Below are 21,445 nucleotides of genomic sequence, written 5' to 3' on the forward strand. Positions count from 1 at the left end.
TCTTCCTGCGGTTAATGGAACTATCGCGGAAAGCTTCCTAAGTCTCTCAGTCATTTACACAAGTTTTTATACTGAACCATTATTTTATCGTTTTCACCCTTCGTGATAAATAAGGCAAAGCAAAATTATTGATAAAAGCATTTTATTGATTTTAGATTAACGGTACACTGTAGGTATGGAAACCTGTTGTGCATGATTTGGAGGCAAATATGAACATTCGACATTTACGTTTCTTCGTCGAACTGGCAAAAACGGAACACATGGCCAAGACGGCCGAAAAGCTGGGCATCTCCCAGCCTTCCCTCTCCTACGCCATCAGCAGCATTGAGGAAGAGCTCGGCGTACCCCTGTTTGAAAAAGAGGGCCGGAACATCCGCTTGACCAACTATGGCAAGATCTACCTGGAATACGTCAAGAGCGGCTTGAGCGACCTGGACCGGGGCAGCGAGTACATTGCTGAATTGCTGGACGTCAACCGGGGCCATATCAGGGTTGGCTTCACCTTTACCATGAGCCAGGACCTGATTCCCCAGCTGATCTGCAAGTTCAAGCAGGAAAAAGACACCAAAGACATCACTTTCTCCTTCGTACAGGGAACCACTGACGATTTGGTGGACCAGCTGGTCAATGACGACCTGGATTTGGTCGTCTCCCCAGCTCCTGACCTGCCTGGCCTGGAAGACAAGGTCGACATCTCCCACCTGGTTGACCAGGAAATGCTGGCTGTCGTTCCCTTTTCCAATCCTTTAGCCCAAAAGGACTCTGTCTCCCTGGCTGATTTGGCCAAGTACCCGATGATCTACTATAGCAAAAGCAGCGGCCTGCGCCCCCGTCTGGACAAGATGTTCGCTGAAGCCGGCGTCAAGCCGAAAATCATCATGGAGTCCATGGAAGACTATACCATTATCGGCTTCGTTCACTGGGGCTACGGGGTAGCCATCGTGCCCCACCTACCCCAGCTGGACCCGCGGACGGTCAAGCTCTTGCACATTGATGAAAATGTCGGCGTTCACCCGATTTTTGTCGTGAAAAAGTCCGACCACTTCCTGACCCCGGCCGTAACCAGATTCGAACAATTTATCAAATCCTACTGCCGGAAGCATTACAATAGCGAACATAAGCTCGTTTAAGAAGAAAAAGCCCAAGCATCAGCTTGGGCTTTTTTAGCAAGTTTTTGTAAGGAAGAAGGTTCCCGCGGCCAAAAAGGGCAAAGTGTATATTTTCATATAGCTTATTTTGTGCCCGGGAGAAAATTTGTGAATTGTTAGCAATGTTAGTGACTGGCGCCGGAAGTTGCTTCTGGCTTAGGAGCCGGAGCATGACTGGCGCTGGTAACAACGTCAACGGCGTAGTTGTTGGCATTGTCAGCAGCTGCCGTACCAGCCACGAAACCGGAAGCGTAGGACCAGGAGTTCATCATTGACGGCATTGAGTCCTTGCCGTTGGCCCCGCCAACCAGTTCGCCGACAGCGTAGAAGTTGGCAACGGGCAAAGTCTATGCCGTCAATATCGGCACCCTCCTTTTCCTCCTGATCAACGGGCCGATGATTGCCCTGGCTGACCAGCATCTTTGGCATAATCTCCACCACAATATTACCCTGCCACGGGCCATCAGCGACCGGGCTGAGTAATTAAATAACGATTGTTTTGCAAGAGCCCTTAACAATCTTAAGAAAAACGCAAATAATTGTTACCGATACAAAATAAGTAATGTCCGTGAGCATTAATTTTGGAGGTACAAGTTAATAATGGATAATACCAGCTCAATGTCCACTAACCAAAAGTGGGTTTTGGCCTCCATGTCTTCCGGCTTCCTGGTCATGATCACTTCACCCGGCCTCAAGGAAATCCAAGCCAAGAAGCAGGCAGCTTGAGCAGCAAAAGACAAAAATCATTGAAATATATACCATGCCACGGTTCCAGTCCTGTTGGAACCGTGTTTCTTTTGGCAGTTGCCCTTTTATGAAAGTTAACCAAGTCACAAGCTTAATTTTTTGTAGTTCTCATTTTTCTCCAACCGCTTACAAATAGCTCACTTTTTTAATAATTAAAAAAGTGAGCTATTTTTTTGATTATTAGCATAAACCGTAGTACTATATTCTTCGGAAGTTATGCGGCTAGTTATTTTTCTCATTTTTTCTCCTTCAGTCGTTATAATTTTCGGTACTACTGACAGGTGGCGATCCGAGCATGCCACCGGTTGGTGTAGCTCTTAACAGGTTCATGAGCAGCCCAGTTGCCATGCTTTTGCTTTTCTATTATGTTACTTGTTTTTTATAGGCAAGGGCCGGCTCTGAACTCAGATATGTATTTCAACATTTTTCGGTTCCTGTCTCTTACAGACAGACAAACTTATTTTTCCTTACTCATCACATGCGGCGCCTCTACGCCTATCACTAACAGGCGCCGCCAAGCAAACTACTTTGTCGTAGCAAGCTTAAGTTTCATCACATCACATTTCTAAGAAACGCAGTCCTCTGGGCCGCGTTTTTTATTTTCCGGGAAATTTTCCAGCTAATTCAGTTATAATATGGTTAGCTAATTTCCTTGAAGGAGGATTAAATAATGAGCAGAAAAGTCCTGCTGGTTGGCGACGGTGCTGTCGGTTCCAACTTTGCCAACGATTTATTGCAAACAACGCGGGTGGATGAACTGGTCATCTGCGACTTGAATAAAGACCGGGCCGCGGGCGACTGCCTGGACCTGGAAGACCTGACCTACTTTACGGGCCAGACCAAGCTGAGCGCTGGTGACTACAGCGACGCGGCTGACGCCGACGTGGTAGTTATTACGGCCGGCGTGCCCCGCAAGCCAGGTGAAAGCCGGCTTGACTTGATCAAGAAGAATGAAGCCATCTTGCGGAGCATCGTTGATCCAGTCGTAGCTTCCGGCTTCAGCGGCATCTTCGTCGTTTCCGCCAACCCGGTTGACATCTTGACCACTTTGACCCAGAAGCTGTCCGGCTTCCCAAAGAAGCGGGTCATCGGGACCGGGACTTCCCTGGACTCAGCTCGTTTGCGGGTAGAACTGGCCAAGCGGCTGCAAGTGCCAATTGAATCAGTCAACGCCTGGGTTCTGGGTGAACATGGCGACAGCAGCTTTGAGAACTTCTCAAGTGCCGTGGTCAACGGCAAGCCCTTGCTTGACTATCCGGGCATGACTAAAGAAACCTTGGATGAGATTGAAGCCCACGTCCGGGAAAAGGGCGGCGAGATCATCGGCAAAAAGGGCGCGACCTACTATGGCGTGGCCATGATGCTGGCCAAGATCGTGGCGGCCATTTTGGAAAACAACGACCTGGCCCTGCCTCTTTCCGCGCCATTGCACGGCGAATACGGGATCAAGGATGAGATCTATCTGGGCACCCTGGCCATCATCAACGGGCAAGGAATCAGCCACGTGCTGGAATTGCCGTTAAATAACAGCGAATTGGCCAAAATGCAGGCCTCAGCCGCGACGATGAAGGCAACCCTGGACTCTTTAGAATAAACAAAATAAGCACCAGACTTTAAAAGTCTGGTGCTTATTCTATATTCAAAATTACAGAACCATCTTAACGGAGCCGTACATACCGGCATCGTTGCCCAGTTGGGCCAGGGCGAATTCAGTACCTTCAGAAGCGTGGAAGGCCGCGTCAACGAAGTGCTTTTGCACAGTGTCAAGCAAGATTTGGCCAGCCTTGGAGACCCCGCCGCCGATAACGTAGACTTCTGGGTCAAAGACGCAGGAGATGGAAGCCAGGGCAGTGCCCAAAGTTTCGCCGACAAAGTCCACGATTTCCAAAGCCAGCTTGTCGCCTTCCTTAGCCGCGTCAAAGACGGCCTTGGCGTCAAGCTGGTCTACCCCGCGCAGGCTTGATTCTTCGCTGCTTTCAGCCAGAAGTTCTTTGGCCTTGCGGTCAATGCCAGTAGCGGAAGCGTATTGTTCCAGGTGGCCCTTCTTGCCGCAGCCGCAGAGCTGGGTTTCATCCTTGTTGACCAGCATGTGGCCGATTTCCCCGGCAGCCCCAAAGGCACCAGCGACGATCTTTCCTTCAGAGATGATCCCGCCGCCGACACCGGTACCCAGGGTAACCATGACAACGTTTTGGTGGCTTTCACCACCGCCTTGCCACATTTCACCCAAAGCAGCCGCGTTGGCGTCGTTGGCTACCTTGACTTCGTCCAGGCCAGTCAGCTTGCGGACCTTTTCAGCCACGTTGAAGACGCCCCAGCCCAGGTTGACGCAGCGGTTGACGATTTCGTCGTCCAGGATTGGACCTGGCACATCGATGCCGATCCCGGCTACTTCTTCCTTAGGAATGTCCAGTTCCTTCAGCTTGTCGTTCAGAGAAGCAGCAATGTCAGGCAGGATCTTGGACCCGTTGCTTTCTTTTCTAGTTGGGATTTCCCACTTTTGGGACAATTCACCGTTGGTTTCAAACAAACCAATCTTTACAGTGGTACCACCAATGTCAACACCAAATGCATATTTCTTCAAAGTAGTTGCCTCATTTCTTCAATGTTCTCTTTTTGCTAGTCCTATTATAAAGAAGAATTTGGCTTTGCGAAAGCGCTTCGGCTGACTTTTTGAGAAATTTATCAGACTTGTGACATTTTTTCCAAATATCAAAAAGATGCCCCACGCAAGGAGGCCTCCCTATTGATTATTCAGCGTCTGGCCAAACTTCCTTAGCCGTGTCGATGACCAGCTTGATCTTGGCCCATTGTTCTTCGTCAGTCAAGTGGTTGCCTTCTTCAGTTGAGGCAAAGCCGCATTGAGTGCTGAGAGCGGTAGTAGCCAATGGGCGGTACTGGCCGGCTTCCTTGATCCGGGCCTTCAAAGCTTCTGGGTCTTCCAATTCCGGCCTCTTGCTGGTTACCAGGCCCAAAACAACTACCTTGTCGGCTGGCACTTCAGCTAAAGGAGCGAAGTCGCCTGACCGGTCATCGTCAAATTCCAGGTAGAAGGCCTCCACCCCTTTTTCCTTGAAGACGTAAGGAGCAGCTGGGCCGTAGCCGCCTTCTGAAGCCCAAGTTGAGTAATAGTTGCCCCGGCAGATGTGGGTCGTGATCCGCAAGTCTTCTGGCAGGTTAACCAAGGCATTTTCATTGATTTCCTTGTAAAGCTGCAGGATTTCTTCGCGCTTAAGGTGTCCTTCGTCAAAAGCATGCCAGAAGCTGTCGTTGACCAAAACGCCCCAAGTACAGTCGTCCAGCTTGATGTCGCGGGCACCGTGCTTGTACAAGTCCAAAATCAACTCCCGGTAGACCTTGGAAACGTCCTTAGCCAGTTCTGCCCGGTCTGGGTAAACGGCATCAGTAGCCGCGATCAATTCATCGTTGCGGCAAATCAATTCACAGTAGAGCTGAGCCGGGGCAGGGATACTCTGCCGGGCTTCAACACCAGCTGCATCCGCCAAAGGCTTGAGGAAGTCGAAAGCTGCCACGTCCGGGTGGCCGGATTCATAAGTCAATTTGCCAACCAACTTGGCCGCGTCTGGGCGGGTTTCTTCATCATGGAAGAAGTAGCCATGCTCAGCCCGTACATGTTCTACCCCGCCAAAGCCCCAGAAAGTATCCAAGTGCCAATAGCTGCGGCGGAATTCCCCATCAGAAACTACCTTTAAGCCGGCAGCGACTTCTTTTTGCACCAGGTCCTTGATTTCCTGATCTTCTACGGCAGTAAGCTCAGCCTGGCTGATTTCGCCGCGGACAAATTTTTCCCGGGCTTCCTTTAATGCTGCTGGACGCAAGAAACTGCCGACAATATCGTAACGTGGAAATGACATCTGAATTACCTCCGAAGTTTTTAAATCGTATTTTTAATTTGCTCTTAATGCTTGTTATTATAGCCAGATCTCGTTATGATTGAAAATAACTATTTTTATCGTGTATCGATAGATTTAAACTATGGAGGTTCAAGCATGCGCATCCAGCAACTGTTCTATCTGCAAAAAGTCGTCGCCCTCGGCAACATGACCGAGGCAGCCAAAGAACTTTTCATCGCCCAGCCCACCCTGTCCAGCGCCATCAAGCAGCTGGAAAAAGAAATGGGGATCACCATCTTAGTCCGGGGCAAAAAAGGGGTTAGCTTAACCGAAGATGGCCGGGAGTTCATGCAATACGCCCAGCAGATCCTGGACCAGGTCCAGCTCTTGGAGCGCCGCTATGGCGACCAGTCCAGCGCGCCGAAGATTTTTTCCGTGGCGGCCCAGCACTATGCTTTCGCCGTTGACGCCTTCGTCCAGCTGTTAAAAGAAATCGGCCAGAGCGACTACCAAGCCAGCCTCAAAGAGATGCGGACCTATGAAGTCATCGAAGACGTGGCCAACCTCCACAGCGAGATCGGCATTGTCTACCTCAGCCGCTACAACCGCCAGGTCATGGAAAACAGCTTCCAGGAAAAGGAACTCAGCTTTATGCCCCTCTTTAAGGCCCACCCCCACGTCTTTTTATACAGAAACCATCCCCTAGCCGGCAAAAAATCTATCTCCTTAGCAGACCTCTTGCCCTACCCCAAGCTCAGCTACGACCAGGGCCAGCACAATTCCTTCTATTACTGGGAAGAAACCCTGGCTGACCAGCATTCCCCAAAATCCATTATTGTCAGTGACCGGGCTACCCTGTTTAACCTGGCAATCGGCTTAAACGGCTATACCATCTCTTCAGGGATCATCAACGCTGACTTAAACGGGGACGACATCATCGCCCGGCCTTTGATCAGCGACGAATACATTGAAATCGGCTACCTGACCAACCGCCTGCACCAGCTTTCTTCCATTGGGCAAAAGTACCTGGGCTACTTAAGGGAAAGCATTGAAAAGAATGCCTAGCGCTAACTTAATTTATTTCTAATAAGGATCAGCTGCTTTTTTCTTAAAAACCCCGTCTCCGCTTAATTTTAATAACTTTGCGGTCTATACAAGGTTTGCCAAACAGCTATTTTGTAGTAAAATTAAAAGATATAAACGGGCTTAGCGCTTAGCTTTGAACCAGATAAATTTTAACTTAGCATTAATCAAGCATTTTTTCAGCTCGGAAGAAATGCCTATACTGGAGGTTTAGACAACTATGGGTTGGATACTTTTATTATTGGTCATCATCATCGGCGTCGGTACTTACATCAACTCCCGCAATGAAAAGAAGAAGCAATCCCAGCTGTGGGCACAGCGTCAAAAGGACAGCAATGTTCCGCCAATGCCGATCACCATTCTGGAGACCGTTGATGGCGCAAGCAAGCTGGTTGTCAAGAACGACTCAAGCGTCTACTTTACCCAATATGAAAAGGGCAAGGCTCCTTGGCCAGGTGGCGTTGAAAACTTCAGCGTATACTACGACAAGGATACTAAGCACTTGTTGATCTTGTCATTGGTACAAGAAAACGACAACATCGACTTTGGTGAAGTTGACCCTGAAGCAACCGAAAAGTTCCTGGCTGTCTTCCAAAGCGTTGGCGGTCACCTGGCTCAGCACTACGAATTGCTGACCTTGAACAAGGTTGACTCCAGTGACCTCAACCTGGCAGTCAAGTCCTTCCCGGCCAAGGTTTACTTCTACACTGAAAAGTCAGTAATTGACGGCAAGAAGCGCCTGTACTTCTCACCAGACCCGACTTCAACTGCCTACAAGCTTTTGGGCGTGGCAGTCAGCGATGGCAGCAATGGTGAAAAGAGCGTCGAACTTAGCCTGGAAACCTTCAAGGGCGTTAAGTATTCAATCTACACCACCCTGTCAGAAGCCGGCGTGAAGGACCTGCAGGAAAACTTCGCTTAATTAAAGCAGAATATTATCAACCGGTCTCCAACTTAGTTGGAGACCGCTTTTTTGCACATATCAGATTAAAGGAAAATTAGATGACTGAAATTTTTGAAAACAGCCAATTACAATTTGCACAAGTCCTTACCCAAGTAGCGTCTTACGACAAGTCCCCCGAAGACAGAAACTTGCTTCTGCAGGCCCAGCCATTGACCAAACCGGCAGCTGTTACCCACTTGCTCGATGAAACAGAAGAAGGTACGCGGCTCTTAGAGCGGAGCTTGCAGCTGCCGTTTGTTTCTTCAGATTCCCTTTTGCCATTGATCAATCGCGCTCAGAAGGGGCTCCTTCTATCAGCAGATGATTTAGAAAAAGTTGCTGATTATCTCCGGGTCTGTGAATTGCTGCAACGCTTTTTGTACAGAGAAAAAGATCTGGTTCCAATCCTTAATTCCTATGGTGAAGAACTCCAGCTTTTTCCAAAACTGGTTGAATAGATTTATCAGTCAATAGAACATGGTCAAGTTGCCGACAGCGCTGACCGCGACTTAAGGCGGCTGCGGCGGCAAGAACAGGAACTAAGCCAGGAAATAAAAGATACGGCTGGTAAGCTGCTGCAAAGCAAGAATGTCAGCCAAAGCTTGCAAGAACAGCGACTGGTAGAAAAAGATGGCCACTTGACTCTGCCCGTCAAAAGCAGCTTTAAAAAGGCAATCGCTGGACGAATCATCGCTTATCCAGCCAATGGACAGACGGCCTTCATTCTTCCACGCAAACTGGACCAGCTGAGCAGCGAAAAGATTGCTGTCAAGGGACAAATTGAAGCTATTGAAGCGATGATCCTCGGACAGCTGACCGCTGCCGTCTATGAAGAAAGCCCCGGCCTATTACGTAACATTGATGTCGTCGCGGCAATTGATCAAATTATGGCCCGGGCGCAATATAGCCGGGAGCTGAATGGCAAGCGGGCCAGATTAAATCAGACAAATCAGCTGCTTTTACGGGGGATGCGGCATCCCCTGCTTAGAAATCCCGTTCCACTTGACCTGGAAATCAAGCCACCAGTTCGTGGCTTGATCATTACTGGACCAAATGCCGGTGGCAAAACAGCCACTTTAAAAAACTGCGGCCTGGCTATCATGATGACAGAGATTGGGCTTTTTCTGCCCAGCCGGGAAATCTGTGATATCCCTGTCAGCCAGCAGATTTTCAGCCAAATTGGTGACCAACAGGACCTAGATAACTCCCTGTCGACCTTCTCAGCAGAAATGACCAATATTGCCAAAATTGTCACTCACGCTCAAAGCCGCAGTCTAGTTTTGCTCGATGAACTGGGTAGTGGCACTGACCCCGATGAAGGAGCTGCTATTGCTATTTCCGTCTTGCAAGCCCTGCAACTTAAGGGCTGCTTGGTTTTAGCCACGACCCACTACAGCAGAATTAAAGATTATGCTGTTAAGCATCCTAATTACCGGACCGCGTCAATGGACTTCAATGCCGACACCCTCACCCCAACCTACCGTCTGCTCTTAGACCAAGTCGGTCAGAGCCGGGCTTTTTGGATTGCTCAAAAAGTAGGGATGCCAAAAGAAATTATCGACCAGGCGCAAAAAGTTTTAGCCGGTCAATTGCCACTCAGCAGCAGTACAGTCGTTTTGAAAGAAAAAGCTACTAGCAAAATAGTCAAAACACATTTTTGCAAAGGAGACGTGGTCTACGCGGGCAATCTGGAAAGAGAGGGTATTTTCTACGCCTTAGAAGCAAACCAAACCTTGGCAAAAATTTTCGTCAACAAACAATTTTCTGTCGTTCCCGTTAAACGGTTAAAATTACGGCGAAAAGCTGCCGACCTTTATCCAGAGGGCTATAACCTGGACCTGCTCTTTATAAGCGACTGGCAAGAATATAAATTTAACAAGGACTTGAACCGCGGGAGCAAAAAAGCTTATAAGAAATTAGTAAAGTATGAGCAAGAAGTGAAAAGTAATAGCAGTAAAAATAGTTAATGTTTTCTGCTTATACCAGTTGACTAAGTAATAGAATTAGACTAAAATTACTAATAAATGATAAGGAAGTGATAACAATGGATTTGGAGAAAATGATTGAAGATTTAGACAACAACACGATTTCTTATTTTTCAGATATCGTGCTTTCATGGAATCACAATGTAATTACTAAGGGAAGAGCATGAAATTTGAATCATTTTTAAGTTCTTTCAAGTCAGGAGATTCTTCATGGCAAGAATCTCCTGTTTTGTTTGAAAGAATACAATACGCAAAAGAAACAGTTTTACAAAACAAACCCGCTCACAGCAGAAGTATAAAAGCACCTGAGTTCTTAACAGACTTCGGACTGCGCAAATCGACATCACAATTCTACTTTATTGAACAAGTCAGTAAAAAGCTTGGGATAACTTTACCAACCGAAGAAGAGATCGTAGCCCAGCTCATGACAATTGACATCTCCGACCTGGCAACTTGGATTGACTCTATCGTAATGATCCTCGGCTACTATTCGTCTTGTCACTCCGTGGTCACAATCCGGCAAGATGAATTATGTCAGATAGATTCCCCAGCCGATTTGGTAAAACTCGCTACGCTTTGCGGTATTTAGAGAGATGCAAGCTTAGCAGAAATAATTTTTAACTTAGCTTTAGATAAAGCAGAGGACCCTGAAATTCAAAGACTGATACTTCATCGCTTGTGCGTCTTAAAACTAAAACGTACTAATAATACTGAGGATTTTTATAAGACGATGTCAGTCTTGACCTCTAAAATGATTCTTCAAGATCAAACCGAGGAATCTTTAGTTCTTATTGACAACTTACTTGCGCTAGCTCTAATTTCTACCACCGATAATCACTATCAGCATCTGCAAGACGCCCGTCTCCTGCTGCTTAGTGCCAGTACAATTCTAAACAGCTGTATTACAACAAGCGATGCTGCCAACACTACATTGATTTCTGAGCTTGTTCGTTACTATAGTCAAATTTCAATTAATCAAGTTCAATTGGAACTGGAGTTGCAAAACTATGATCTTGCCAAAAAACTCATAAAAAACAGCATCAAACTGACTTCCGCGTATAACAGTGAGTATTTAGCTGAAGAACTTGCTACAGCTGCTTATATCGACTACAAGATCGAAGATTTCTCACTTGCCATATCTGGAAGCATTGATGCTCTATCAGAATACCGCCAGTTGGGCGATGTTCTAGGTATAAAAAGAATGAAACAAATCTTAGCAGCCTCTCTAGCAAAACTAGGTCTAAAAAAAGAGGCCGAAACCGTTATGCAACTCATATCGCAAGATCCTTTAGGAGAAAAAGACTACACGATTTTTGCCCATGACTTTACGTAAACTAATCAACAGCAACCGGGGCCGCTTCGCCATTATCTTTGCCCTGCTGGTCATGACCCAGGTCATCGACGTTGCTTCAACTTACCTGTTCTCGCCAATGGTCAACCAAGTTTCCGCCGGCCGTTTTAACATTTTTTGCAGCCTGCTTCTGATTCAGTTTGCCCTGGCCTTAGTCCTAAACTTTGCTTTCAACGGGGCCAACTACCTCTTCAGCAAGCAGACCCAGCAGTATCTGCACGGCGTCAGAGACAGACTGGCTGACCACTATTACCAACAGCCTGCCGGCCTCTCCGAGATGACCAACCATTTTAGCCAAGACCTTGACACTTTGACTTACGATTACGCTACTGTTCTCTTTTACTTGATCTGTGACGTTATCAACGCGCTTATGGTTGCCGCCAGCCTCTTGTCTTTTCACTGGCTCCTGCTCCTGGCCAGCCTCTTAACTACCGTGACTTCCTTCGCGATTGCCCGCTTACTGGAAAAATACAGCAACCAGGCCACCGATCAATTGTCTGCCGCTAGTCAGCACTTTTTAGCGACTATCGCCCAATGGACTGCCGGCCTGGCAGAACTTCGCCGTTACTTTGCCAAAGGCCCTTATCAAAAAGCCCTGCTTAAGTCCGGCCAAGAGCTGGCCGACCGGCAAGTCAGCCGCCGCAAGATCAACAGCCAGATCCAGTGCCTGCAAAGCCTTAGCAACGCCTTAGGCACAGTCAGCATCCCCCTCATCGCCGGCTTCCTCTTCTTTAAAGGACAAATGTCCTTAGGTGGCGTTATCACGTCTGGTTATTTCGCCAGCAGTATTTTTTCCGTCCTGGAAAACATCGCCGGCAGCTATTCTTATCTAAATTCGACCAAAAGCCTGCGCCAGCAGCTTAGCCGCCTGCAGGAAAGCAAGAAAAATGACAATCTGCAGCCGGTCAACCGGATGGCCCAAATCGAGATCAAACAAGTCTCCCTGACCCACGGCAAGCAGCTTTTGTCCTACCCCGATTTGACCATCCATGCTGGTGAAAAAATCCTTATCACTGGCGACAGCGGCAGCGGTAAAAGCACCCTTTTAAAACTGCTTTTAGGCAATTTACAATCTGAAAAAGGCCAGATCATCTTTAAAGACGCTGCTGGCCAGGCTTTCCAGCCGGACCCTTACTCAATCGGCTACCAGGCCCAGGACCTGGTCCTGTTCCCCGCGACTTTGGCGGAAAACGTGACCATGCATACCCCTGGCCTAAGTGCTGATCCAAAAGATTACCTGAAAACAGTCGGCCTCCAGCTTGATCCCCAGCGCCAGATTACCCCAGACGATTTGACTCTGTCCGGCGGTCAAAAGCAAAAACTGGCTCTTGCCCGGACTTTAAGCCATGGCTTTCCCCTGCTTTTGCTGGATGAGTCACTGAGCGCGGTTGACCGGGCCGGCCAGGATCAGATCTTGCGGACCCTTTGTCAATTGCCAGCAACCGTCATTTTCGTTGCCCACAATTTAAGCCCTGAACAAAAAGCCCGCTTTGACCGGGAAATCAGCTTAGCTAAGAGGGAGCATGTATGACTTTTAAAGAATTTTACCTCCGCAAGCCAGTCAAAAGCAGCCTGCTCTTCTTGGCCTCGGCTTTAAGTTCCTTGCTGCTGGTCGGGTCTTCTTACGCCTTAACTTTGGAATTCAATGCTTTAAGAAACCGGCAGCCCGTGCTTTTTGCCCAAATGCTGGCCTTGCAGCTGGCCTGCCTGGTCTTCAGTGCCCTGCTCACCTACTATGGCAACCTGTCCCTGGAACAGCTGATCCAAAGCTACCTGCAGCAGATCCGGCAAGAGCTTGCCCTGCATATATTCAATGATGGCCAAGCACACGATCCAGCCCAGGCGCAAAACCAGCTGCTTAAGGAAGGGGACTTGCTGACTGTCAGCTACCTGCGCAATATTTACAGCAGCTTTAAGGCCGGCATGACTGTCCTGGCTTCTGGCGGTGCCCTGCTCAGTTTTCACTGGAGCCTCTTCATCGCCTGCCTCATCTTTGCCTTGGTGCAGATCTCCCTTCCCCGCCTGCTGGACCGCCAGCTCAACCACGCCAATCAAAGACTGGCCACGCAGAACCAGGCCTATCTCAAGGTTCTTGGCGACTGGCTGCTCGGCCTTGGCGACTTGCACCGCTGCCTGTCCTTGGCCTGGTTTAAGGAAAAAGCCGGCCTGGCCGCCAAAGAACTGGAAGATGCCCATGTGCACAAAAGCGCCGTCTCTGCTCGCTTGGATTACCTCAATCAGCTGGCATATTCTCTTGGCAGCAGCCTGATCCTGCTCTTGACTGCCTTTCTGGTCATCCGACACTGGACGGCTTTTGGCCTGCTCAGCAGCATCGCTTCTTTTAACAGTGACTTTTTTGGCAATCTGCAAAACGCGGCTGACTACTTAGGCGAAATTTCCGGCAGCCGCCAGCTGCGGCAAGACCTGCTTAAGCAAAGAGAAGCCGTCCCGGAGCAAAAAGAGGCTGGCCAAGCGCCAGCGGCTTTTGCCAGCAGTCCTTTAACCGTTGAATTTAACGGCCTCAGCCTGGCTTACCCGGCCATCAAGCTGCAGCCCGGAGAAAAAGTTCTGCTGACCGGCGCCAGCGGCCGGGGGAAAAGTACTTTTTTCAAGCTGCTCTTGGGTGAAGTCAAGGCAGCCAGTGGAGAAATTCACTATCTGGACCAGAAGGGACAGGTCATTCAGCCCAACTTGAGTCAAATCGGCTATCTCCCCCAAGATCCCCAGCTTTTCCCCGGCAGCGTTGCTGAAAACATGACCATGTTCAATCCGGCTTTAAACGATCAAGACTTGCTCCGCCAAACAGCAGACCAGGTGAACTTAAGTGAGGACCTGCGCCTGTGGCCGGCTGGGCTTGATACAAGGGTTGCCGTAGAAGACAGCAATATCTCTGGCGGTCAGCGGCAAAAAATCGTTCTGGCCCGCAGCTATCTTTACCACAGCCAGCTGCTTTTGATCGATGAAGGAACCAGTGCCATTGACCAGGCCGCCACGCGGGAGATTATTGCCCGCTTGCTCAAGACGGATAAAACGATCATGTTTGTCGCCCATAATCTGACCGCGGATAGCCGCCAGCTTTTTGACCGCGAAATTCAACTTGATTAAACTATAAAGGTTCACGCAAGTGAGCCTTTTTTATTCCCCCTATTGCACATTACTACTAGTTCGTGATAGTATATTAACTATAAAAGCGTTTTCTTTATTTCGGCTGTACGAAATAAAAAACGTTGCTTCTCTATATGATAAAAGAATGATAAGGATACTAGCATGACTAATGAAACCAAACTTTTGCAAGCCGTTCAGCAATTGGCAGACAAGGACGTAGCGCCTTTTGACCTGCAGATCGACCGCCAGGCCAAGCTGCCAAACGGCCTTTTCCAGAAGATCGTTGACCTGGGCCTTTTGCGGGCAAAAATCCCTAAGGAATATGGCGGACTGGACGTTTCCGCTCAAACCGCCGGCAAGATCATCAACATCCTGGCCAAGGCCAACGCCAGTGTCGGCGTAATGCTGGAAGGCCACTACAAGAGCTGTGACCAGCTGGCTAAGTACGGCACTGACGCCGCTAAGAAGCGCTACTTTGCCTGGGGTGCCCAAGCCATCCTCGGCTTCTCCAACACTGAACCGGAAGGCGGCTCAGACCCAAGCAAGCACCAGTCCTACGCTGTTGAAAAGGACGGCCGCTGGATCATCAACGGCGACAAGGTCATGATTACCAACGGGACCCTGGCTCAAGTTTACTCAGTCAACGTGAAGACTGGTCCTGACGAATACTCTGTCTTTATCGTGGACAAGGGGATGCCAGGCTTCTCCTTCGGCTATGTTGAAAAGTTCATCGGCCTGCGGGGGATTCCTTGCGGTGAAGTTGTCATGAACCAGATCGAAGTTGGTCCGGAAAACATGCTGGGCAAGCGGGGGCAAGGTTTGGAAATTGCCAACAACGCCCACGATGATGCCCGCTACTTGATGGGGGCCGTTTTGACCGGGATCCAGGAACACGCCCTTGATATTGCCAAAAACTACGCGGCTAAGCGCAAGTCAGGTAATACCCTGCTCAAGGACATGCAAGTTACCCAATACAAGATCAGCAAGATTGCGACCAACAAGGAACTGACCCGTTTGGTTTACGAGGAAGCTGCCCGCCGCAAGGATGCCGGCCTGCCATACATGGAACAATCAGCTATGGCTAAGTGCTTCGGCAGCAAGGCAGCGGTTGAATCCTGTGACTTGACCCTGCAGATCATGGGCGGCTACGGCTACAGCGCTGAATTTTCTCCAGAACACCTGGTAAGAGACGCCAGAGCCATGGAAATCGCTGAAGGCACGATCGAAAAGATGTACACGGAAATCAGCAACGCTGAAATGGCTAATGTACCAAGCCAGGAAGTGGCAAGAAAGCAGGCTGACTTGACTGACCTTGACCAAATCCTGCCGCTTTTGGAAGCAGCCAAGACTCCAGCCGGCGCGGTTGACGCGGTAAGCAGCCCATCACAAGCAGCCGGCCTGCCAAAGGCCAAGATCGTTCTGGCTCTGGGCCGCGGTGCCAACCAGCCGGAAACTATCGCTCTGGCCAAGCAAGTAGCTGAAAAGCTGGGTGCTGAAATCGGGGTTACCAGACCAATGGTCGGCTCAGACTTCAACCGTGGCCAGCAGCTCGGCGTCAACGGCCATAAGATCAAGCCGCAAGTTTTGATCAACCTGGGGATTGCCGGCGCGCCGCAATACACCTTTACTGTTGACCATGCTGAAAACATCATCTCCGTCAACACCAACCCGAACGCTATCGTCTTCGAAGGTTCAGACTACCGCTACGTCGGCAGCACTTACGACTTCTTGAAGGAACTGCTCAACCGTTTGGGCTAAAAATTAATAACCGCCAGCCGCTGGTATTTAACCGCGGCTGGCGGTTTTTTCTTTACTTCATCTTCTTCGTGATTGCCTACTACTTTGCCAAGTTCCTAGTAATCAAACTGACCCCCTTAATCCTCAAGATCAAGCGCGAGGAAGAAGCCAAGCAGGACCACGGCCAGGACAATTATCCGGTTTGGATATTTTTTTCCACGAAAGGTTGACAAGTGGCTATTGTTATTATATTATAATTAAAAAATGAAAACACGTTGACAAGGAAAAGATAAGTAGCTGGTCAAATCTTCTTTCAGAGAGGCGCGGTGGCTGAAAAGCGCTGAAGAGGCCCCGGCGAACATGGTCTTTGAGTCATACGGGAGGTGAGCTCCGGCAAGCTTCCCGCGGGAGGCGCCCGATACCGCGCCCGAGTATAACTCCGCCCAGGTGGAGCGTACTTAAAGGCGGCCTCTTTTGGCCGTGAAGATGGGTGGTAACACGCTAATACGTCCCTGAGCGAAAGCATTTTCGTTCAGGGACTTTTTCTGTCACGTTTTTTCAAGTAATTTAGTTAAGCAGTATTTTAGAAATAAGGAGAGTAATTATCATGGCTAAAGTAGAAAGTTTTGAATTGGACCACACTAAAGTTAAGGCACCTTACGTCCGCCTAATCACCGTTGAAGAAGGCCCTAAGGGCGACAAGATCTCCAACTTCGACCTCCGCCTGGTGCAGCCTAACGAAAACGCCATCCCAACTGGCGGCCTGCACACCATTGAACACCTCCTGGCCAGCCTCCTGCGCGACCGCTTAGACGGCGTCATCGACTGCTCCCCATTCGGCTGCCGGACTGGTTTCCACTTGATTACCTGGGGTGAACACAGCACCACTGAAGTAGCCAAGGCCCTGCGCGACTCCCTCAAGGCCATCAGAGACGACATCACTTGGGAAGACGTGCCTGGTACCACCATCGAAAGCTGCGGCAACTACCGCGACCACTCCCTCTTCAGCGCCCAGGAATGGTGCAACGACATCTTGAAGAAGGGCATCAGCGACGACCCATTTGACCGCCACGTGGTTGAAGACTAGTTTTTAACTTTTAGGAGCAAAAATCATGAGAAGAAAGAAAAAGCAGCAACGGCTCATCGCCGCCGCCATCGCCCTCGTCGTCATCATTGCCGCCTTCTTCGCCCTGCGCCTGACTTCTTCCCGGCAAACGGCCAAGAGCCAGAGGACTACCGTCACTGTCGGCTCTATCGGCCCCGATGTCCAAGTCTGGCAGCACATCGCCAAGAGCAGCCAGGCCAAAAAGCTGGGCCTCAAGATCAAGGTGAAGGCTTTTACCGACGGGCCAAGCCTCCTGCGGGCAACCTCCGACGGCAGCATCAACGTCAGTGCATTCGCTTCCTGGGCCTACCTGGAAGCCTACAACAAGTCCAAGAGCAACACCGGCCAGCAAGTAGCCCTGGCCACGACCTACCTGGAACCAATGGGGATCTACTCATCCAAGTACAAGAAGCTCTCCGACCTGCCTAAAGGCGCCACCATCGCCCTGGCCAACAATGCCGCCAACGAAGCCAGAGGGCTCCTGCTTTTGCAAAGCGCCGGCCTGATCAAGCTGAAGAAGAACTTCGACTCAGCCAGCGGCAACACCAACGACATTGTTTCCAACACGAAGAAGTTCAAGTTCAAGCTGATCGATGACACCACCGGCCCGCGGATTATCAAGTCCGTCGACGCCGTCCTCATCGGCAACACCATCGCTCTGGCCGGCAACTTGAACGTGCTGAAGGACTCTCTTTACCACGAAAAGATCGACCAGAGCACCAAGAACAACATCAACGTCCTGGCCACTGCCAAGAAGAACAAGAACAATGCCGCTTACAAGAAGCTGGGCAAGCTCTACCATAACAAGCAGATCCAGAAGTGGATCGCCAAGAAATACTCCGGCACCAAAGTCGAAGTCAACAAACCGGTCTCCTACCTGACCGATTAAAAAAGCTGAGCCGTTTGGCCCAGCTTTTTGCTTTCCTACCTTATTAAATTAATCTACCCTTGCAGTGGTCGACCTCATGCTGGATAGTTTCCGCCACAAAGCCCGTAAAGGCCTGCTCATGCTCTTTTAAATCCATGTCCTGGTACTTGACCGTAATCTCTTCATAGCGGTCAGCCGGCCGCTCTCCAGGCAAAGACAGGCAGCCTTCTTCTGCCAGGTAGTGACTGGATCTTTTAACGATCTTGGGGTTGAGCATAACTATAGGTAAAAAGCCGGCGTTGACCGCGATAATCGCCTTGTTTACCCCAATCATGTTGGCGGCCAGGCCAGCGGCGGGCGGCAGGCCGTCAATGCTTTCCCGGTGGGCCAGCAGGGTGTCCAGCAGGTCCTGGGCCGCTTGCCGGTCACTGGCCGCCGCTTTAGCTGCCGGCTGGCTTAAATTGAGGGGATCGTGGATGATTTTTTGTACTGTCATTATCGTTTCCTCGATTTTGCTTTTTACCTAAAGTTTACCAGGTTAAAGATATTTTGGAACAAAAAACTATTTATTTACAATTGCTGAGCATTGGTGTATACTAAGCTTACTTACTAATTGTTAGTAAAAATAACAAAACACTCATTCGTGCCCGTGAAAATCACTATTGCTTAAAAGGAGAATTTACCATGGGATTGAATTTTTCAGCCTACAACACAGACGAAATAATTGATTTTTTGCAGGAACAAGTAAAAGATGGGATCGTCAAAACTGATAAAGACAGCTTACAAACCGCATCCTATAGCCAAAACCTGCCTGGCCAGCACGGCCTGGCTCTAGCCCTGGTCGAAGCAGGCTCAATCGCTGACGTCCAGGGAGTCATGCGGGCTGCCCGCCGCTTCCACCTGCCAGTTGTTTCCCAGAACCGCTTCACCAGCACCGTTGTTGGCGCTGATGCTGTTGACCACGCCATCATTCTTTCAACCGCCAAGATGAACAAGATTCTGGAATTGAACGCTGAGGATGCCTATGCCGTCGTTCAGCCAGGCGTCATCAACAATGACCTTGACCAAGCCGCGAGAAAGCAAGGGCTCTTCTACGCTCCAGATCCAGCTTCAAAGAAAATGTCAGGCATCGGCGGCAACGTCGCGACCAACGCCGGCGGCTTGAGTGGCGTTCGCTACGGATCAACCCGCGACAACGTCCTGGGCTTGAAGGTCGTCCTAGCTGATGGTCGCCTCCTTGACCTGGGCGGCAAAACCAGCAAGCAAGCCTTTGGCTACAACTTAACTCAATTGTTTGTCGGCTCAGAAGGGACGCTGGGTACGATCGTAGAAATTACGGTCAAGTTGCTGCCGCTGCCTTTGGGCGAATCCTTGATGGGCTTGGCCTACTTCAAGGATATGCACACTTTGGCTGAAGCCACCAAAGATCTGCGGATGTCAGGGATCTACCCTGCCATGTTAGAAGCCATGGATTCCCACACCCTGCAGGCAGTCAGCGAATTCCGTGATGACAAGGAGATGGCCGGCCGCGGCGCAGCTTTAATTTTCCGCGTCGATTCCATTTCTGATGAAGGCAAACAGATCGTCAAGAACATTATGGACAAGTATCATGTGACCGACGTCCAGCTGGCTACTGACCCAGCTGAGCAAGACAAGATTATCAGCGTCCGCCAGGACATGTTACCAGCCATCTTCACTGGTCGCAGCGCAGTTATGGAAGACATGTCCGTGCCAACTTCACGCATGGCTGAGTTGGTTGACACGATCCAGGCTTTGAGCGACAAGTACCCGGAACTGGAAATCTTCACCGCCGGACATGCTGGCGACGGCAACCTACACCCAACCGTTACCTGGTCCAAGGATGCCAAGGAAATGCCTGAAAGTGTCAATATCGTCTTGCACGAAATGTTTACCAAGGCCTTAGAACTGTGTGGAACCATCTCTGGCGAACATGCCGTAGGGATGTTGAAGAACCAGTGGAACAATGTTGAATTGGGTGAAGACGTTGACTGGATCCAACACCAGATCAAGAGCTTGTTTGACCCAATGAACCTGCTCAATCCAAAGCGAAAGATCGATTAAGCGGCAGCAATCAGCAAATAACATAGAAGAAAAGTGGCATAACATTCTTGTAAGAGAGGATATTATGCCGCTTTTTGCTTAAAAACTCCGTTACTATAAACTAGCTGCAGTCAAAACATTTTCAACTTTGTGAAAGATATTTTTTTCACTTCAAAAAGCATCTTGTCCATATTGATGTTTAGCGCTTTCATCCAAATTATATTGTTCACGTGACTGGTTTTTAGTGTTATCTTTCACCTTTTTGTGTTACTATTATCAATGTAAGAGCAAGAATAACGGAGGGACAATTATGACTAAAATTTTTGCTTACGCAATTCGTGAAGATGAAAAGCCATTCTTGAAGGAATGGGAAGACGCTCACAAGGACGTCGAAGTTGAATACACTGACAAGCTTTTGACCCCAGAAACTGCTGCTTTGGCAAAGGGTGCTGACGGTGTTGTTGTTTACCAACAACTTGACTACACCGCTGAAACTCTGCAAGCTTTGGCAGACAACGGCATCACTAAGATGAGCCTGCGTAACGTTGGTGTTGACAACATCGACATGGCTAAGGCTAAGGAACTTGGCTTCCAAATCACCAACGTTCCAGTTTACTCACCAAACGCCATCGCAGAACATGCTGCTATCCAAGCTGCCCGCATCCTGCGTCAAGACAAGGCTATGGACGAAAAGGTTGCCCGTCACGACTTGCGTTGGGCACCAACTATCGGCCGTGAAGTTCGCGACCAAGTTGTTGGTGTTGTAGGTACTGGCCACATCGGTCAAGTCTTCATGCAAATCATGGAAGGCTTCGGCGCTAAGGTTATCGCTTACGACATCTTCCGCAACCCAGAATTGGAAAAGAAGGGCTACTACGTAGACTCACTTGACGACCTGTACAAGCAAGCTGACGTTATTTCCCTGCACGTTCCTGACGTTCCAGCTAACGTTCACATGATCAACGACAAGTCAATCGCTAAAATGAAGCAAGACGTAGTTATCGTTAACGTATCACGTGGTCCATTGGTTGACACTGACGCGGTTATCCGCGGTTTGGACTCAGGCAAGATCTTCGGTTACGCAATGGACGTTTACGAAGGTGAAGTTGGCGTCTTCAACGAAGACTGGGAAGGCAAGGAATTCCCAGACGCACGTTTAGCTGACTTGATCGCTCGTCCAAACGTTCTGGTAACTCCACACACTGCTTTCTACACTACTCACGCTGTTCGCAACATGGTAATTAAGGCCTTCGACAACAACCTTGAATTGGTTGAAGGCAAGGAAGCTGAAACTCCAGTTAAGATTGGCTAATCTAGCCGCTTAAAAATCCCTTTTTTAAAACTTACAGATTTTCTTACGCCGATTGTAAAATTAAACTGGTTCAGTATAAATTCTTGTGTAAATAGAAAATAGGCAACAAAAAAGAAGGGTTGTCCCTTACAATGTTAATAACGACA

At 49.2% G+C, this 21,445-nt stretch carries 18 protein-coding genes and 2 pseudogenes; 16 read left to right on the forward strand and 4 right to left on the reverse strand.

Annotated elements, in window-relative coordinates; translation table 11 throughout:
- Nucleotides 1-209 precede the first annotated feature (209 nt).
- Nucleotides 210-1,130 carry a LysR family transcriptional regulator gene (locus tag FD23_RS04715; RefSeq protein ID WP_025895640.1) on the forward strand — a complete coding sequence of 307 codons (921 nt, stop codon included), beginning with the start codon at nucleotides 210-212 and terminating at the stop codon, nucleotides 1,128-1,130.
- A 143-nt stretch (nucleotides 1,131-1,273) separates the two neighbouring features.
- On the opposite strand, the pseudogene FD23_RS04720 reads toward FD23_RS04715, so the two are convergent.
- Nucleotides 1,274-1,489, reverse strand: a pseudogene (locus FD23_RS04720) (FAD-binding dehydrogenase); the annotation flags it as partial.
- On the opposite strand from FD23_RS04720, the gene FD23_RS09895 reads away from it, so the two are divergent.
- The 3 genes from FD23_RS09895 to FD23_RS04725 all read left to right on the forward strand — a co-directional run bounded on the left by FD23_RS09895 (nucleotide 1,479) and on the right by FD23_RS04725 (nucleotide 3,489).
- Nucleotides 1,479-1,631, forward strand: a complete 153-nt coding sequence (locus FD23_RS09895; RefSeq protein WP_230844773.1) for a hypothetical protein — start codon at nucleotides 1,479-1,481, stop codon at nucleotides 1,629-1,631. The pseudogene FD23_RS04720 and the gene FD23_RS09895 overlap by 11 nt on opposite strands.
- A 117-nt stretch (nucleotides 1,632-1,748) precedes the next feature.
- The gene (locus tag FD23_RS10895) at nucleotides 1,749-1,874 is read left to right on the forward strand and encodes a hypothetical protein (RefSeq protein ID WP_257786475.1); all 126 of its coding nucleotides are present in this window, start codon (nucleotides 1,749-1,751) and stop codon (nucleotides 1,872-1,874) included.
- A gap of 691 nt (nucleotides 1,875-2,565) precedes the next feature.
- Nucleotides 2,566-3,489: an L-lactate dehydrogenase gene (locus FD23_RS04725; protein WP_052933515.1), complete on the forward strand. Its 924-nt coding sequence runs from the start codon at nucleotides 2,566-2,568 to the stop codon at nucleotides 3,487-3,489.
- Between the two features lie 51 nt (nucleotides 3,490-3,540).
- Here FD23_RS04725 and FD23_RS04730 read toward each other — a convergent pair whose 3' ends face one another.
- Nucleotides 3,541-4,479, reverse strand: a complete 939-nt coding sequence (locus tag FD23_RS04730; protein ID WP_025895638.1) for an ROK family glucokinase — start codon at nucleotides 4,477-4,479, stop codon at nucleotides 3,541-3,543.
- Between the two features lie 166 nt (nucleotides 4,480-4,645).
- On the reverse strand, nucleotides 4,646-5,770 hold the full coding sequence (locus FD23_RS04735; protein WP_025895637.1) for a 5-methyltetrahydropteroyltriglutamate--homocysteine S-methyltransferase: 1,125 nt from the start codon (nucleotides 5,768-5,770) through the stop codon (nucleotides 4,646-4,648).
- 135 nt (nucleotides 5,771-5,905) lie between these two features.
- Here FD23_RS04735 and FD23_RS04740 point away from each other — a divergent pair, with 135 nt between their 5' ends.
- The 10 genes and pseudogenes from FD23_RS04740 to FD23_RS04790 all read left to right on the forward strand — a co-directional run bounded on the left by FD23_RS04740 (nucleotide 5,906) and on the right by FD23_RS04790 (nucleotide 17,947).
- Nucleotides 5,906-6,814, forward strand: coding sequence for a LysR family transcriptional regulator (locus FD23_RS04740; RefSeq protein ID WP_025895636.1), 909 nt, complete (start codon nucleotides 5,906-5,908; stop codon nucleotides 6,812-6,814).
- 238 nt (nucleotides 6,815-7,052) lie between these two features.
- Nucleotides 7,053-7,754 (forward strand): hypothetical protein, encoded by a 702-nt coding sequence (locus FD23_RS04745; protein WP_025895635.1) that lies wholly within the window; start codon nucleotides 7,053-7,055, stop codon nucleotides 7,752-7,754.
- Between the two features lie 80 nt (nucleotides 7,755-7,834).
- Nucleotides 7,835-9,742, forward strand: a pseudogene (locus FD23_RS04750) (endonuclease MutS2).
- 181 nt (nucleotides 9,743-9,923) lie between these two features.
- A complete protein-coding gene (locus FD23_RS04755) occupies nucleotides 9,924-10,349 on the forward strand; it encodes a hypothetical protein (protein ID WP_052933514.1) in 426 nt (141 codons plus the stop codon).
- Between the two features lie 141 nt (nucleotides 10,350-10,490).
- Nucleotides 10,491-11,093, forward strand: a complete 603-nt coding sequence (locus tag FD23_RS04760; RefSeq protein ID WP_134791460.1) for a hypothetical protein — start codon at nucleotides 10,491-10,493, stop codon at nucleotides 11,091-11,093.
- Entirely contained in the window at nucleotides 11,080-12,642 is a 1,563-nt protein-coding gene (locus tag FD23_RS04765; RefSeq protein ID WP_025895632.1) for an ATP-binding cassette domain-containing protein, read from the forward strand. Before FD23_RS04760 ends, FD23_RS04765 begins: the two co-directional genes overlap by 14 nt.
- The gene (locus tag FD23_RS04770) at nucleotides 12,639-14,216 is read left to right on the forward strand and encodes an ATP-binding cassette domain-containing protein (protein ID WP_025895631.1); all 1,578 of its coding nucleotides are present in this window, start codon (nucleotides 12,639-12,641) and stop codon (nucleotides 14,214-14,216) included. The genes FD23_RS04765 and FD23_RS04770 overlap by 4 nt, the downstream gene beginning before the upstream one ends.
- A 162-nt stretch (nucleotides 14,217-14,378) precedes the next feature.
- On the forward strand, nucleotides 14,379-15,974 hold the full coding sequence (locus FD23_RS04775; protein ID WP_025895630.1) for an acyl-CoA dehydrogenase family protein: 1,596 nt from the start codon (nucleotides 14,379-14,381) through the stop codon (nucleotides 15,972-15,974).
- Between the two features lie 586 nt (nucleotides 15,975-16,560).
- A complete protein-coding gene (locus FD23_RS04785; protein WP_002879583.1) occupies nucleotides 16,561-17,040 on the forward strand; it encodes an S-ribosylhomocysteine lyase in 480 nt (159 codons plus the stop codon).
- Between the two features lie 25 nt (nucleotides 17,041-17,065).
- The gene (locus FD23_RS04790; RefSeq protein WP_052933513.1) at nucleotides 17,066-17,947 is read left to right on the forward strand and encodes a MetQ/NlpA family ABC transporter substrate-binding protein; all 882 of its coding nucleotides are present in this window, start codon (nucleotides 17,066-17,068) and stop codon (nucleotides 17,945-17,947) included.
- A 43-nt stretch (nucleotides 17,948-17,990) separates the two neighbouring features.
- On the opposite strand, the gene FD23_RS04795 is transcribed toward FD23_RS04790, so the two are convergent.
- Complete coding sequence (locus FD23_RS04795) at nucleotides 17,991-18,422, reverse strand: peptide deformylase (RefSeq protein WP_025895629.1); 432 nt, start codon at nucleotides 18,420-18,422, stop codon at nucleotides 17,991-17,993.
- 188 nt (nucleotides 18,423-18,610) lie between these two features.
- On the opposite strand from FD23_RS04795, the gene FD23_RS04800 reads away from it, so the two are divergent.
- Together FD23_RS04800 and FD23_RS04805 are read left to right on the forward strand one after the other, a co-directional pair.
- Nucleotides 18,611-20,008 carry an FAD-binding oxidoreductase gene (locus FD23_RS04800; RefSeq protein ID WP_052933512.1) on the forward strand — a complete coding sequence of 466 codons (1,398 nt, stop codon included), beginning with the start codon at nucleotides 18,611-18,613 and terminating at the stop codon, nucleotides 20,006-20,008.
- 289 nt (nucleotides 20,009-20,297) lie between these two features.
- Complete coding sequence (locus FD23_RS04805) at nucleotides 20,298-21,299, forward strand: D-2-hydroxyacid dehydrogenase (protein ID WP_025895628.1); 1,002 nt, start codon at nucleotides 20,298-20,300, stop codon at nucleotides 21,297-21,299.
- Nucleotides 21,300-21,445 lie beyond the last annotated feature (146 nt).

This window comes from Lactobacillus delbrueckii subsp. delbrueckii DSM 20074 = JCM 1012, assembly GCF_001433875.1.
In the GTDB taxonomy this organism is placed as follows: domain Bacteria; phylum Bacillota; class Bacilli; order Lactobacillales; family Lactobacillaceae; genus Lactobacillus; species Lactobacillus delbrueckii.